The 13,832-nt window shown below is 55.3% G+C and carries 14 protein-coding genes and 2 pseudogenes; 11 read left to right on the top strand and 5 right to left on the bottom strand.

What is annotated here, in order from left to right; translation table 11 throughout:
- The first annotated feature begins 415 nt into the window (after window positions 1-415).
- The 4 genes and pseudogenes from BLM14_RS23265 (at window position 416) to BLM14_RS23250 (ending at window position 3,968) form a co-directional block, all read left to right on the top strand.
- Window positions 416-1,414, top strand: coding sequence for a magnesium transporter CorA family protein (locus tag BLM14_RS23265; RefSeq protein WP_100002251.1), 999 nt, complete (start codon window positions 416-418; stop codon window positions 1,412-1,414).
- A 61-nt stretch (window positions 1,415-1,475) separates the two neighbouring features.
- Window positions 1,476-2,093, top strand: a pseudogene (locus tag BLM14_RS23260) (type 1 glutamine amidotransferase domain-containing protein).
- A gap of 940 nt (window positions 2,094-3,033) precedes the next feature.
- Window positions 3,034-3,396: a hypothetical protein gene (locus BLM14_RS23255; RefSeq protein WP_100002250.1), complete on the top strand. Its 363-nt coding sequence runs from the start codon at window positions 3,034-3,036 to the stop codon at window positions 3,394-3,396.
- Window positions 3,397-3,509: 113 nt separating this feature from the next.
- Window positions 3,510-3,968 (top strand): nuclear transport factor 2 family protein, encoded by a 459-nt coding sequence (locus BLM14_RS23250; protein ID WP_100002249.1) that lies wholly within the window; start codon window positions 3,510-3,512, stop codon window positions 3,966-3,968.
- 544 nt (window positions 3,969-4,512) lie between these two features.
- Here the strand turns inward: BLM14_RS23250 and BLM14_RS32775 are convergent.
- Window positions 4,513-4,623: a hypothetical protein gene (locus tag BLM14_RS32775; protein WP_418314275.1), complete on the bottom strand. Its 111-nt coding sequence runs from the start codon at window positions 4,621-4,623 to the stop codon at window positions 4,513-4,515.
- 415 nt (window positions 4,624-5,038) lie between these two features.
- Between BLM14_RS32775 and BLM14_RS23245 the strand changes: the two genes are divergently transcribed.
- Window positions 5,039-5,494 carry a phasin gene (locus tag BLM14_RS23245; protein ID WP_100002248.1) on the top strand — a complete coding sequence of 152 codons (456 nt, stop codon included), beginning with the start codon at window positions 5,039-5,041 and terminating at the stop codon, window positions 5,492-5,494.
- Between the two features lie 720 nt (window positions 5,495-6,214).
- Here the strand turns inward: BLM14_RS23245 and BLM14_RS23240 are convergent.
- Window positions 6,215-6,958, bottom strand: a complete 744-nt coding sequence (locus BLM14_RS23240) for a 3'-5' exonuclease (protein ID WP_100002247.1) — start codon at window positions 6,956-6,958, stop codon at window positions 6,215-6,217.
- 438 nt (window positions 6,959-7,396) lie between these two features.
- Here BLM14_RS23240 and BLM14_RS23235 point away from each other — a divergent pair, with 438 nt between their 5' ends.
- The 6 genes and pseudogenes from BLM14_RS23235 (at window position 7,397) to BLM14_RS23210 (ending at window position 11,724) form a co-directional block, all read left to right on the top strand.
- On the top strand, window positions 7,397-8,029 hold the full coding sequence (locus BLM14_RS23235) for a hypothetical protein (protein ID WP_100002246.1): 633 nt from the start codon (window positions 7,397-7,399) through the stop codon (window positions 8,027-8,029).
- A 176-nt stretch (window positions 8,030-8,205) separates the two neighbouring features.
- Window positions 8,206-9,317, top strand: a protein-coding gene (locus BLM14_RS23230; RefSeq protein ID WP_100002245.1) for an IS3 family transposase whose coding sequence is annotated in 2 segments (ribosomal slippage) — window positions 8,206-8,461 and window positions 8,461-9,317 — 1,113 coding nt in all. Because the reading frame shifts where the segments join, the coding sequence is not laid out codon by codon here.
- Window positions 9,318-9,363: 46 nt separating this feature from the next.
- Window positions 9,364-9,435, top strand: a pseudogene (locus BLM14_RS32770) (invasion associated locus B family protein); the annotation flags it as partial.
- A gap of 119 nt (window positions 9,436-9,554) precedes the next feature.
- Window positions 9,555-10,274, top strand: a complete 720-nt coding sequence (locus tag BLM14_RS23220) for a TetR/AcrR family transcriptional regulator (RefSeq protein WP_100002244.1) — start codon at window positions 9,555-9,557, stop codon at window positions 10,272-10,274.
- A gap of 29 nt (window positions 10,275-10,303) precedes the next feature.
- Window positions 10,304-10,810, top strand: coding sequence for a TetR/AcrR family transcriptional regulator (locus tag BLM14_RS23215; protein WP_207795631.1), 507 nt, complete (start codon window positions 10,304-10,306; stop codon window positions 10,808-10,810).
- Window positions 10,811-10,929: 119 nt separating this feature from the next.
- Window positions 10,930-11,724, top strand: coding sequence for a TetR/AcrR family transcriptional regulator (locus tag BLM14_RS23210; RefSeq protein WP_100002242.1), 795 nt, complete (start codon window positions 10,930-10,932; stop codon window positions 11,722-11,724).
- Between the two features lie 529 nt (window positions 11,725-12,253).
- Here BLM14_RS23210 and BLM14_RS31280 read toward each other — a convergent pair.
- The 3 genes from BLM14_RS31280 to BLM14_RS23200 form a co-directional block, all read right to left on the bottom strand.
- On the bottom strand, window positions 12,254-12,487 hold the full coding sequence (locus BLM14_RS31280) for a hypothetical protein (RefSeq protein WP_133123884.1): 234 nt from the start codon (window positions 12,485-12,487) through the stop codon (window positions 12,254-12,256).
- Window positions 12,488-12,678: 191 nt separating this feature from the next.
- A complete protein-coding gene (locus tag BLM14_RS32560; protein ID WP_335672089.1) occupies window positions 12,679-12,915 on the bottom strand; it encodes a potassium channel family protein in 237 nt (78 codons plus the stop codon).
- Between the two features lie 222 nt (window positions 12,916-13,137).
- Complete coding sequence (locus tag BLM14_RS23200) at window positions 13,138-13,662, bottom strand: hypothetical protein (RefSeq protein WP_237143658.1); 525 nt, start codon at window positions 13,660-13,662, stop codon at window positions 13,138-13,140.
- Window positions 13,663-13,832: the final 170 nt, after the last annotated feature.

Genomic DNA, 13,832 nt, shown 5'->3' with positions numbered 1-13,832 from the left:
TCTCCGTTTGAACACAAGAGCGCCAATTCGTCCAGCGTCGCCTTGCTTATGCGCGCTGAGTCGGAGTGCTCTTGTCTACTCAACGAGAAAGAGGGGGCGACGCGTCCTCTCTTATCTGGACCGACTTAGGCCCCTTCCTTTTCCTCCGCGGCTACTTTGCATCGTTCGCCATTGACGACCCTCCATATGACAGGGCTGCCGCGCCAAAATCTCGATCGCACGTCCATTGACTTGGACACACAATCGCCCCATAGCACCCCCCGAGGCAACGGTCTTAAGGCCGTCACCCAATTCAAGGATACAGACAATGGACGCCGACTGTCGATGTCGAACGACACCCTCGCTGGCACAGCGGGACGCCTGATCAGCAAGGCTCCTGCCGGCTGGCCCTAAGCCCTGCCGAAAGGAGTTTGGAATGCTGAGCATTTACACGCAAGAGAACGACCGCATCCTGTCATCCGCCATTAACACGGAAGGCGAGGTGCTACCGGCATGCCAGTTGGGGGCGGTCTGGTACGATCTTTACAATCCGACCCGCAATGAAGACAATTATGTCGAGCAGTGTCTGTCGCTTTCCATTCCGACACGGGCGGAAATGGACGAAATCGAACCCTCGGCGCGGCTCTATAACGAAGAAGACGCGGAGTTCATGACGGTTACCGCTTTGAGCGAGCTTGACTCGGAAGAGCCCGTCAAGACGCCGATCACCTTCGTGTTGAAAGGCGGTAGTCTCGTGACGGTCCGCTATGCCGAACCGCTGCCCTTTACCACCTTCGCCCACAGGATCCAAAAGCCGGGTGGCCCCGCCTGTACGTCCGGCGAAATGGCGATGCTCGGTATTCTCGAGGCGATGATCAACAGGATGGCGGACATCCTGGAGCGCGTCGGCGGCGACGTAGACAGATTCTCGCATAAGGTGTTCCGCAGCCGGGTGCGCAATGCGACCCAGAAGACGCTCAACCTCAATGCCGTCATTGAACAGATTGGGCGCAAGGGCGACATGCTCTCGATGGTCCGGGAAAGCCTGGTCAGCTTCACGCGCCTGCTTTCCTATCACCAGGCCATTGCCAAAGGCACGACAAAGGCCGGCAAGGACGTGCGGCAGAAGATGAAAATCCTGCAGCGCGACGTCGGCTCGCTGACGGACCATGCCGCCTTCCTTACCAACAAGATCAATTTCCTACTGGACGCCACACTCGGCTTGATCAATCTCGAGCAGAATCAGATCATCAAGATCTTTTCCGTCGCCGCCGTTGTCTTCCTTCCGCCGACGCTCGTCGCCTCGATCTACGGCATGAATTTCGACTATATGCCCGAACTGAAGTGGGTGCTCGGCTATCCCTGGGCCTTTGCTCTTATGGTGCTGTCCGCTATCCTTCCCTATCTTTATTTCAAGCGACGCGGCTGGCTTTGAAGGAAGTACTGCTGAGGTTCCGCGATCGTCGGATTTGTATCGCAACGTCCTTGCGGAACCCATCAAGAGTGAATGGAATCGGCGCTGCAACTGCGAAGAAAGAGTTTTGATAGTACTCACATCGCGATCAGTTGGGAAATACCGGCCGGAAGTCCGGCTTCTGGCTCGAAGAACTGGCCACGCCTCACTACATTCAAGGACGCTGGCGCAGAGATCACGCTCGCCTCCCCTAAGGGCGGCCAGCCGCCCGATCCGAAGAGCAACGAGCCAAGTTTCCAAACGGATCAGACACGGCGTTTCGAGGTTGATCCGTTGGCCAATACGCAACTGGCGCAGACCGTTCGGCTCGATTCCGTCCGCCAGGAGGATTTCGACACGGTATTTTATCCCGGCGGCCACGGCCCCGGGGCACTGCGCCACGTCAAGACACCCGATGGCCGTCCGTTCGTCGGAGGAAAGCGCGTGACCGGCTTTACCAACAGCGAGGAGGAAGGAGTTGGAATCACCGATGTTGTGCCGTTCCTTGTAGAGGACGAACTCAAGGCCAAGGGTGGCAAGTTCGAAAGGGGCGAGGACTGGGGCGTTTTCATCGTGACCGATGGCCTGCTCGCCACCGGCCAGAACCCCCGCGTCGTCTTCTGCGGCCGCCAAGAGGCTGCTCGAAAAGGTCGCGAAGTAGGATCGCCAGCCGATCGGATCATTGGTCCAGCAAACAGACTGTCCTCTTTGCACTTTAAGGTGGGCGCGGCTTCAAGGGGGAACTCGCCATCGCTGTGCCCACTGAGCGTGGCGATCTCGTCGCTGCTCCCGTCTTGTGCTGCTGAATGGCAGCCTGTGTCATCCATTTCGATGGAGTCCGGACGGCTACTCGAGTTCTTGCCACCTCGGACTGGCAGCTTCGAGGCAGAACCCTACCGTTCCGGGTTCTGCGTAGCTCCGACAAGCTTAGTCCTTGCGGCCACCTTTATGGATTATTTCACCGCCGCCTAGACCGCTCCGTGCTTATCCGCTTCGTTTGGGTCTTCCCGGCGCGGCTCCCTCGCGTTAGATTGGCGTCTTGTGTTCCAAACAATGCACCAAGCTTCCTTGCTCGATAGCCTCGGCTTGCGGTCGATAAATGCGACGACGATGCCGGCTACTGTGCAGAAAACTGGCACCGCAACGGACATACAAAGAAGCAAGATAATTCCGTCCATGATCCCATCCCCGCGACGACATAAACAGTGGTGTGCGGACAGACCAAAGTAATTTGCTCAGCTCTCAGCCCCACCGTTGCGAAATGAACAGGCCCGCCATTGCCAAAACCACGGCGAAGGCGATCAGCACGGTCGCTGGCAAATCTGTCATGTTGGCCTCCTGTCATGTTCATGAGAGATGCCGAAACGAGCTCTTTCGCCTGCCTCTCCTTGCGAGGCACCCTCATCGTGCCCAGGCGCCAAAAGCGGGTCAATTGGTGGCGCAACTCAACACCCCGCTCCCCAAAAAGACGGCTCGCTACATTGATCGCGGTTTTCCGCGGCCTGACTGCGACTTACGCGCATCGTCATCTCACTTTTGATTGCATTCGTAATCTATACGCTGTATAGCGGTCGAACGAAATCTAAAAAAGGAGATATGAGATGATCCGCAAAACCCTGAGCGCATCGCTCCTGGCCGTGCTTTTTCTTGCGACCCCGGCTTTTGCCGAAGAAGCAACCATCGGACGCCCGATCGAAGGCGGTAGCCTGCACGAGGGACACCTCGACATGGCGGTCTACTACGTCCCGGTCGACGGCGAACTGCTGGAGGTCACCGCCACCTTCGCGCCGAAGACCGGGGGCGATCCGCTGCGGGTCGTCATGGGCCTCGCCGACGGCGACTCCGTGGCATTTTCCATGCCAGGACATCAGGACTCGCTTTACGCCTTCTCAAGGTCCGGCAAGGAGGTGACGGTCTCGACCGAGACTGACACGCATCTGCGGGCCGACGTGACAATGCGTTGACCCGACGTGCAGACCGCCGCCTGCCTGCTGCCGGCCGCGCGCTCTTGCGTCCGCACGGCTCGCTACACGATGCCCTCGATCACGCCATCGAATAAGTCTAAAGGAGAGGTCAAATGATATACAGCTATTTTGTCGAGAAATCGATCCGTCAGAGCTTCGACCACGTCAACAACCATCGCTGGGATGCGGCGGTGAAAGCACTCGCGCCGCATGTCCATCACCGCGTTTCTGGCGCCCACGCGCTTGGTGGTGAGCGCCACGATAAAGAAGCCGTGCGCCGCTGGTTTGAGCGCCTCGGCCGTGTCCTGCCCACTCTCCATCTCACGGTCAACCACATCTGGGTGAAGGGCTGGCCGTGGCATACCACCGTGTTTGCCCAGTGGGACGGCACTGCAACGCTGCTCAACGGCGAAGCGTTGTACGTCAACCGTGGTCTCCACGTGTTCATCCTGCGGTGGGGTAGAGTCTATGCACTTGAGGAATTTTACGATTCACAAGCAGCGGCCGGCGGTCTTGCCGCCCAAGCGGCAGCTGGCCTCGAAGAAGCTGTCGCCGAACAGATTGTAAGCTAGCTGAAGCGCAGCCCACCGCGTTGCGTGACTGCGGGTGCGCTATGCTCCTGAGTGTTGGGGAGGAGGACAGGTACCGCAGCCCCCGTTTGCCCAGTCGTAAAAGGCCTTTCACGACTGGAACGCCTTGCTGACGGTACTTTTTTGATAATGAATCGCTCTGGTGGGTGTGGCAATGTGTTGAAAATGCCGAACTAATTTGATTTCGTTCAAATGAGCGTTTAACGGCATGATTAGCGCGCCGACTTCAGAAATTATCAACCGAAGGTTTGTATATCGTCACACGATCAGCGATTGTAGGAACCAATCGTATTGGGCAGAAAATCCACGCTTATCGGCATTTTCAAAGGAACATATCAACTGGTATCGATTTTGAACAACGCTGAAATCAGCATGTAATTTGAAGGCTTCTTGCCATTGGGTGTCGTAGGTTCGATCCGCCCGTTTCGGCGACGATGACTAGTCGTGGCGGATCCGTTCGTCGATCGCCTCGCACAGCTGCGGCAGCCGCACCAGCTTACGCAGATTGTGCCGCCGATCCTTTGACCTAGATCAGACAGTAAAAGCCCAAAAGTCCACGCATCTGTGGATCGTCGAAGCGAATGCGTTTCAGTTCGCGAAAGATCGTAGAGCGATGCCGTCCGAGTTTCTCGGCGATGATGTCAGTGAGGCTCGGCGCACTGCTCTAGACGGATGCGGTAACGCCGAGCCCTATGCCTCCGGGGAGGCAAGGCGCAAGCGTGATGCCTGCAGTATCGACTGTCAACACATAGCAAGACTTAATTGAGTCTGCTTTGGCTGCAGCGCCTCAAATTCTTGGTCTGCGGCGCGACAAACTTGCTATTTGTCAGCACAGGACGAGCTCGTGCGGTCCCCGATCCCGGAATGTGTTGGCGAGTTAGCAGGCTAAGTATCGAGAAGTCTCGATATTAAATAAACATCCGTTATTTATTGTGCGATGCAAAAGAATTATTGCCATGCACAACAAACCCATGTACATAAATCAGAGCATTCAAATTTGAAATCAACCACGGCACCGGTAAATACTGGCTGCGCCACAGGAGGATTCTACAATGAGCAAGACTGCCAAACAGACGGCTGATGCGTTCTCGACCCCTGCTTTCGATGCCACCGCTGTAACCGACCAGGTTCGCGAGTTCACCGAAAAGGGCGTTGCCCAGTCCAAAGAAGCTTATGCCAAGATTCAGGATCAGGCTGAAGCGGCCCAGAAGACCCTCGAAACGACTTTTGAGACGGCCCAGTCCAACACCGCTGCCCTTTCGCTGAAGGCATTGGCTGCACTGCGCGCCAACACGGAAGCCAGCTTCGCTCATATCGAAGCCCTGATCGGCGCGAAGTCTTTTGGTGAAGTAATCGAACTGCAGAGCGCCTTCGTACGCAATCAGGCAGAAGCCATCTCCGGTCAGGCCAAGGAAATCCAGGCTGTGGCCACCAAGGCCGTTGAAGAAATCTCCGCTCCGGTCAAGTCGGCTGTCGAGAAGGCCATCAAGGACGTCAAGGTCGCCTGATTTTTGTGCGGGATGATAGGATTGGTTCGCTACAGGCTGTTGCCTCGCGCGAGACAAAGTTCTGCGTTCGGCCAGCTTGGGGATGCGCTCAATGCGATTCCTGACACTTCGCATCATCGCGAAACCGTTTTATCAGATGGCGCTGGCGGAAGAGGTGCGCACAGTGGACTAAGCCGGAAATTCTATAGGCAGATGAGCTAGAATACGCGCTAGCACTGCGGAATACGAAATGACGTCAATAAGAGTTCAAAAACGACAGGCGAAAGCCCATCTATCACGCGCTCTTCGGGGGCGCGTTTTGTTTTGTCCGAAACGTCGAATTGTCAGGTTGCCGATGTGGGCACAAGGCAGTCATCCTGCCGCTGGCCTTGCGTTAGCAAGCCTACTTCATGGCGACGATTGCGATTGACGACGAAAAATCCTGTTTTCGCGGAGCAAGCCGCCTACTCCCGGGCAGCCTGCAGAAGGCACACTAAGACGGGCGAGCGCCGCGCATGGTCTTGTTTGATGAAGCCTCTCGGACCAGTTCTCCAGGGCTTTCAGGTAGTAGAATGCGGATTGCGCCGCCATTTGGCCTGTTTTGCCAGACCGTCTCGCGGTGAACGACACCAAACAAGAAGCTGCAGTCTCTGAGGAGACATCACAGGGTGAACTTGTCTGCGAGACCCACCCCGTTGTCAGGATCGAGAACAAACTTGACGTTGTATGTCAAGGCGGCGATCAAACGCTGTGAGCTTGCGGAGTGGATCGCGGCCCGGACGCGTATTGCAAGGGGGACGCCATTGCCGAACCTTGGGAAAGTAGCAGGTGAGCATCTTCGATTGTCCCAAGTCGCTTCTTCTCAGTTCGGGACGGCAGTTCTCCCGGCGGACGCGGTGGATGAGGCTTGAGATTTTTCGGCGGAGACCACGAGTTAACGCGGGCAATGGGCCGCTTTGATCCGATCTGGTGAAGGTACAATGCAGCGGTCAGGTAAGCGTCTTCCAGCGCACCATGTATGCGGTAAATGCGTGATTTGCCTATGCGCTTCAGGCATTCATCCAGATCTGACGACTCTCTACCCCACAGCTCCCCGGCTCGCTCCATGGTACAGGACGTGGGTTGTGTCAGCTCTGCTACGCCCGCCTGGCACAGCTCACGCTGCAGATATCGCATGGCGAATCGGCAATCGTGCATAACCAGTTCATCCGCCCACGACAGCCATGTATGTATTCTGGGCGCGAGATCGGAAAACAGGTCCTGAAAACGTGTCATCCAATTATCATATCCGTGACTTTCGATTGCCTCCGGATGGCTGTCGATGCTCGGATCGAATATAAGGTACAGAGATTCCCTCTGCAGTTCGTCGCCCTCCAGGCGTACGGCGCCAAGCGTGACGATGCGATCATAGGTTAATTTCCCCGTCGTTTCTGTGTCCAAAACGATCATGCGTTTTTTGCGAGTATGAACTGCTGGAATGCTCATGCTGAAGGCCCTCCCGATGCCGGAGATACTCTGCCGTTTCTGGATTGGAATCGCCAGCACGATTGGCGCCGTAGGAGTCCCGAAATGTAGCTAGCAAGTCAATCAAACTATTGATGTAGCAAAACGTTCAAACTGCGCATGCAACGACTATCCATAAGGACTCGGCTTTTCAGGGCAATAGGGAGGTGTCGGATGACATCGCTAGAATTTCGCTTTCACGAGCACATTCGCCGCATCGTAGCAACCGTTCTCGAATAACGTGAAATCACTAGGAAAACTGTTGGAGGATTTCACACGGTACTCGTTGCAGAATTTTTCTACAAAGACCGACCTAAATGGACTGTTCCCAAAGTTCGATGCGCACCCATCGGGTTTACCAGAAATTGTCTTGAAGATGATAACACTCCGGTGAGTTTGGCACGTTCTCCGGAGTCCTGAATGCGTGAACTGATACGAAGGCGTTATGATCCCGAGTGGGAAGACATGTCAGATTATGTTGTCCACTTCACCAAGAAGACCCCGGAGAGTGATTCAGCACACAACATGGCAAGTATGTTGCTTGCCGGTGAGATCGAGGCAAGAACGAAGTTTGGTGTTGGCAGATACTACCCCCATTGCCCAAATTCGGTGTGTCTGAGCGAAGTACCGATTCATAATCTCTCACGAATTAAACGACTTCGGGGATCCTATGGTTTTGGATTTACCAAAGAATTCATTGGACGCATTGGGGGAGGACCGCTCTTCTACACGATGGAAGAAAGGTATGAGGCTGTTGCGGAGTTAATGTCTCAATCAAGAAACGATCCGAAAGCGCCAATCTGGATTCTAGTGCCTTTCATTGATGTGCTTAGGAACAATTATCCGTTCGACTGGGAGCGTGAGTGGAGAGTACCGCATAGCATCAAGTTCGGCCCAAAAGACATTAGCTTTATGCTCCTTCCCGAGGAGGAACACGAAAACTTTTCCGCCCATTGTGTTAGCAAGCACGCAGAGGGAGTAATGGCGCTGTACGACTGCCCCTTAATTGACCATCGGTGGCCGAAAGAACGGATTAGAGTTACACTTGGGTAAGAATGGTGCGGGCCGAGATGCACCGCCCTTTCACATCCTTCGAATTAATGAAGGTTTCGGCTTATCGCACCTGTACTATAGCGCAAAATGTGACGCCCAAAAGGTGAGGAGTGACCTGCTCCCCTGGAATGTCCTCGATTTGAGGTTAGTCTGTTCTCCACACCAGGAGACAGAAAATGAAGCGATCCCGTTTCAGCGACGAGCAGATCATCGGTATTTTGAAGGAGCATCAGGCCGGATTATCGGCTGCTGACCTTTGCCGGAAATACGGTGTCAGCGATGCGACGTTTTACAAGTGGCGCTCGAAGTTTGGTGGCATGGAAGTGCCGGAAGCCAAGAGGCTAAAGGCACTTGAGGAAGAAAACGGCAAACTGAAGCGTCTCTTGGCGGATGCGATGCTGGATGTATCGACGCTCAAAGAGATGCTTGGAAAAAACTTTTGAGGCCCGGTTCGAGGAGAGATGCCGTGAACTGGGCCATGAATGAAAAGAACTACTCGCAACGCCGTGCCTGTGGACTGGTGGGGATTGATCCGCGGGTTTATCGCTATCGGTCAAGCCGGGCGGATGATGCAGATCTCCGCCACCGCATGCGGGAGCTGGCCAGCGAACGTCGCCGCTTTGGCTACCGCCGGCTTCACATTCTGCTGAAGCGAGAAGGTGTCGAGGTCAATTGGAAGAAGCTTTACCGCCTCTACAAAGAGGAGCGGCTGACGGTGCGCAAGCGTGGCGGCCGCAAACGAGCGCTTGGCACACGTGCGCCGATGGCGATCCCCCAGGGACCAAACCAGCGTTGGAGCCTCGACTTCGTCTCGGATTCTTTGACCGACGGCCGCCGCTTCCGGGTGCTCTGCGTCATCGATGACTTCAGCCGCGAATGTCTGGCAACCGTCGTCGACAATTCGATCTCGGGAACGCGCGTTGGCCGGGAGCTCGACAGGATCGTCGAACACCGTGGAATTCCCTGCATGGTTGTCTCGGACAATGGCACCGAACTGACCTCGAATGCCATCTTGGAATGGCAGCAGGAACGCCAGGTCGACTGGCACTATATCGCACCGGGAAAACCGATGCAGAACGGCTTTATCGAAAGCTTCAACGGCAGACTGCGTGATGAGTGCCTCAACGAGCATCTCTTCTCCAGCTATCGGCACGCCCGCCAGATCATCGAGGAATGGAGGATTGACTATAATCTGAACCGACCCCACACCAGCCTTGACGGCATGACACCCTATGAGTTCGCAACCCGGTCCCAAAAAGGCCAAAACCAGAACAGAGCTAACTTATAAATGCGGACATAAGCGGGAGCAGGTCAGTACCGTCGCATCATTCACACCCTTTGAGAATTGGATTCTCATTTGTGACGAGAACCTGAAGACCCGACCCAAAGTGTGCAACATCAGCCAGACCTTCAACGGCCACGCATTTTTTGCATCGCTCAAATGCGCAACATTCATATTGACAATACAGTCGAATTGACCTATCAGTCATATTGAAGTTGAATCCCACTCAACAGAGATAAGAAAATGGCTGGAAGCAAGATTGCGCCTGGACCTATCGTCACCAAGAACGAACTCGGACCGCGAGCCCGCCGCAAAGTGCAGCGGCCGCAAGCGATTCTTCAGGCTGCGTTCGAGGAATTCGTTGAGCGCGGCTATACGGCGACGCGCATCGAAGATGTGGCCGCCCGTGCGAGCGTGACCAAAGGGACAGTTTATCTCTACTTTCAGAACAAGGAAGAACTGTTCCAGCACGTCGTTGGCAAGCTCTCGCAGCCGATCTTCGACGAGAAGCAATTCCTGGAGCAGCACCAGTACCGGTCGTGCGATGAGCTCGTGCGATTATTTCTCGATACGCTCTACGACCATATGACCGTCAATCAGCATTCGCGCGAAATTCTTCGTTTCCTCATTGCCGATGGTCGGAGATTTCCAACACTCGGATCGACCCATTTCGACCAATTCGTCCAACCACTGATGACGATGTTCGATCGCATTCTTCAAAAAGGCGTGCGTGAGGGCGTCTTTGAAATCTGGACCAACGACCATATCAGTCAAATATTGATCAGCCCGGCATTGACCTACGCGATCGAAATGTTCCTGAGCGCGGATAATACAAAGCTGCCTGAACTCAAGATCTATATAAACACGCACTATGAAATGGTGATGCGCACCATTCGCAAAGCTCGGCTTGATATGTCGGACACAACGCGGCTTCGCGGTTATTCGGAGGCACTTTATTGCTGACCAATTCGACCAGACGCAGTGGAGCAACGGTGGATCAAATTCTTGATGCTGCCGAAGAGGTCCTGCTCGCGCATGGAATAACCGGTTTGACCTTGAATGCAGTTGCCGCGCGAGCCGGGATCACCAAGGGCGGCTTACTTTACCACTTTCGAACCAAGAACGATCTGGAGCGAGGGGTCGAGCGACGTTTTATTGCCCGTATCGAGCATAAACTCTCGAAACTGCGACCGGCCACCAATTGCTTCCCTTCTGCCATGATCGCTGAAATCTGGGACGATTGGCAAAAGGGAAACAACCGCTTTGCTGCTTTGATCTTAAGCGCCTCCAATGGTCATAGCTCAAAGGAATTGCAGGCATTTGGCGCGTCTTTGCTAGGCCGGTTCGACGGACAGTCTCCTATGGTCCAGTATGAACGTCTCAGCTTCTTCGCCATCATCGGACTCATTCTTGCCGACCTGCTCAATCTAGTCGACATATCTGAAGATGAGGCAGCAAGAATACACCTTGCCATCCAGATGCTGATGAACAATGGCTAAGAGTCCGGTTGTCAGCCGTGCAAAGGGCGCAAACAGGCGATTGCGTGGCAGGCGACCTGGAGAGGCCCGCCCGTACAGCCTTCCCACCCTATCGTCATTATGATGGAGTCAACAGGCATATGAAGAATTGGTCGGACGATCACCCGAAGGCAAAGGCCATGGCGCGCAAGAGCACAGCGATCCTAGAGGCCGCACGGAACACGTTTCTTCGCCTTGGCTATGAAGGCACTAACATGGAATCGATTGCCGCCGCCGCCGGGGTTTCCGTCATGACCCTTTACCGCCACTCCGAGGGTAAGGACGATCTCTTTCGGGCGGTGATTTCGAATACTTGCGACCGTTCGGACAAGAGCAAAGCCGAGATGGCGGCGCCGATGGGAAAGCCGCTCGAAGTGGTGCTGGAGCTGATGGGAGTGACGTTCCAGGAAAAGCTTGCGAATGCCGAAACCACCGCACTGTTGCGCACAGTCATGGCAGAGAGTTCCCGATTCCCTCACCTTGCCGAGACGGCATATAATGCGTTCATTGGGACGCCCGAAGACTCAATCGAAACGATCCTAGCGCAAAACGATGAAACCAAAGACGTTACTGCGGCAGAGCGCCGGAAGTTGAGTGCGACTTTCGTCAGCCGCCTCGTCGGCGCTGACATCCTCCGGGTGCTCCTCGGATTGGAAGGGGCTTCGGCGGCAGAGCGTCGCAGACGCGCTCAGTCCGCAACAGACGAACTGTTCGCTGGGTTGCCGCGAGACCGGTATGGGGGCGATCAATACCGGGAAAAGCAGTCTACTGGTTTGCAATCCGTTCCGATCCTCGGCATCGGAGCGAACAGGCCAAAGGAAGATATTCGTCCAAGATTTGATGTTGAAAATCGAGGCGTCGCCGTTCCGCGAACAGTCGGCAGAGCAGCACAATGATCTATCTCAGACCTATTCTTCGCATTCTGACCGCATATCTCATGTCGGCCATCGTACTGGGGACGCTTTGGGGAGTGCCGCTCGTTATCCTGCTTGTTATAGAGTTTCGATGAAACATCGGTGCGACGCAGGTTTTCATGCTAACTTGCTTGCTACGTATCGAATCATTGTCCTCGTGACGGTACAATCCGGGGTGCAAATCGTCGCCTGGTTGCGATGCAGAGTATTGTCCACGCAATGTTGACAGCTTGAATTGGAAAGTTACACCCCGATTGTCTCGCTGTGCCCTGGCGTTTCGCCTGTCACGCTTCAGTTAATTAGGGTGGCGCGAGGCATTTGATTAGGTCTCCTCAATCTGTGTGGCGTTTGGCTCTATCGGCTAACGAGCTTTCCACCATAGCGTTGTATAGGTTACCAGTCGGCAGCAGCCGTTCGTTTGAAACGCCGATGATGCGAGATTTTGATTGGTGCCTAATTTTCTACTATCACCCCGCCCAGCATCTTGTGGCAGAGATCGCGTGTGCCCTGTCTAACAACCGTCCGGATGCCGGAAAGCGCGTCTTGAAATCCTGTGAGAAGCGGCCGTGCCACTGACGACGTCGGCTTGCGCCGTCAGGTTGATGCCGAAGCTCGGGATCGACGACGGTGATCCCACAAAACCAGCCGCATCGCCACGCACCTCTCTGTGACCCTTGACAGGTTGAGGAAGCAGCGGCACGTGCGGCACGCCGGAATGTTCGACGGGCGACGTTAGCTCTAGCAATCGCTATATCAATCGAACGAGCGTCGAACGGGTTAGGCACCGTTCATGAGCGCTCTGGGACGTACGCCTCATGGAGTAATCCACTGGGTCGTGGGCCGATTTCCATTTGGCCGCGTATGAACCTGTGCAGCCGATCCGCCAGTACCACCCGACCGGTGATCGAGAGAGTAGGGCGTCGCTCGATGTGCAGACTACTTGTCATTCGCTTCGTCACGCAGTTGCATAGCTCGCGTCAGGACCTCGAAAATAACCGCGGTTGACCAGCCGAAAAGCAACACTCCGTTCATTGAAGTTATTGGGCCCAGTAGGCGCCAGCTCTCGACCGGCACCACGTCGCCGTAGCCGAGCGTCGCGTAGTTGACGAATGCGAAGTAGAGGATATCGGCTCCGGGTGGAGCGACGCCCAGAAGGGCATAGATTGCAGCCATAGCGTCACTTCCACTGCATGCGCGATCATGAGAATAGAGACGGTAGCAATCATGACGACGGTGAGCCACACCTGAGGATGCCCGTGCTCCCATCTGAACGCGCGGTTCACAGTGGCCACCAAGGGCGTCATTACGATTGCATGGACGGCGATGTTGCCAAGGCTAACAATGCCGCCAAAGAGGAGTTGTGTAAGTGCCACCCATTTACCTCTAGGAGCCGACTTATTTCGGCGTGCTGGTCCATCCCGGTACTGCTTTGCGAACGCCCCCGAATAGAAGCGGTGAACAGCGCTCGTTGTTCCGGCTCGCAGGCGGCCGCTTTGCCGCCAACTCCATTCGGCAAGCCTCACTGAAATCGAAAAGAAAGTTCATCGCGCCGGAGCGCGCGAGATCAGCGATCTCGTGCAGCGAGCGGTTCGGTGCAAGGTAGGCTTCGATGATATGATCCATAGTCCGTTCGGCTGCATCCACAACCGGACGAGATGAAATCAGACGCATCTGGGCGATCAGTGCGTACAGGAGTACGAGGTCGGACACGTCGTCCTTCTGATGGCTCAGTGCATCTCCAAAAAGCCGTGTCGCTTCGGCGATGAAATCTGAAAAGAGCTTCTCTCGCTTGGCAACCTCGGCGTTGCGGTGCTTTTCGTTCAACTCAGATCTGTGTGTCAGCCAAGTGGCGGCGAACGAGGTCAAGCTGCCTATGGCCACGCCGACGAGACCTGTCAGAGCCGAGATATAGGGGTCCATTGAGTCTCTCCTGTCAAAACGAGTTGACGCGCCGCACGCGGCGGCGCAACCGATAATTATGTAAGCGCTCGACGAGCGGCGTTATCGCCCCCGGACCACGCCGTCAGGCCGAGCGACAGAGGCTAACCTGTAGTCGGACTGACGATGAAGGAGCTTCGGCCCACGGCTGG

Source organism: Phyllobacterium zundukense, from assembly GCF_002764115.1.
Taxonomy (GTDB): Bacteria; Pseudomonadota; Alphaproteobacteria; order Rhizobiales; family Rhizobiaceae; genus Phyllobacterium; species Phyllobacterium zundukense.
The sequence above is the reverse complement of the archived record's forward strand: the minus strand, read 5'-3'. Positions and strand labels throughout refer to the sequence as shown.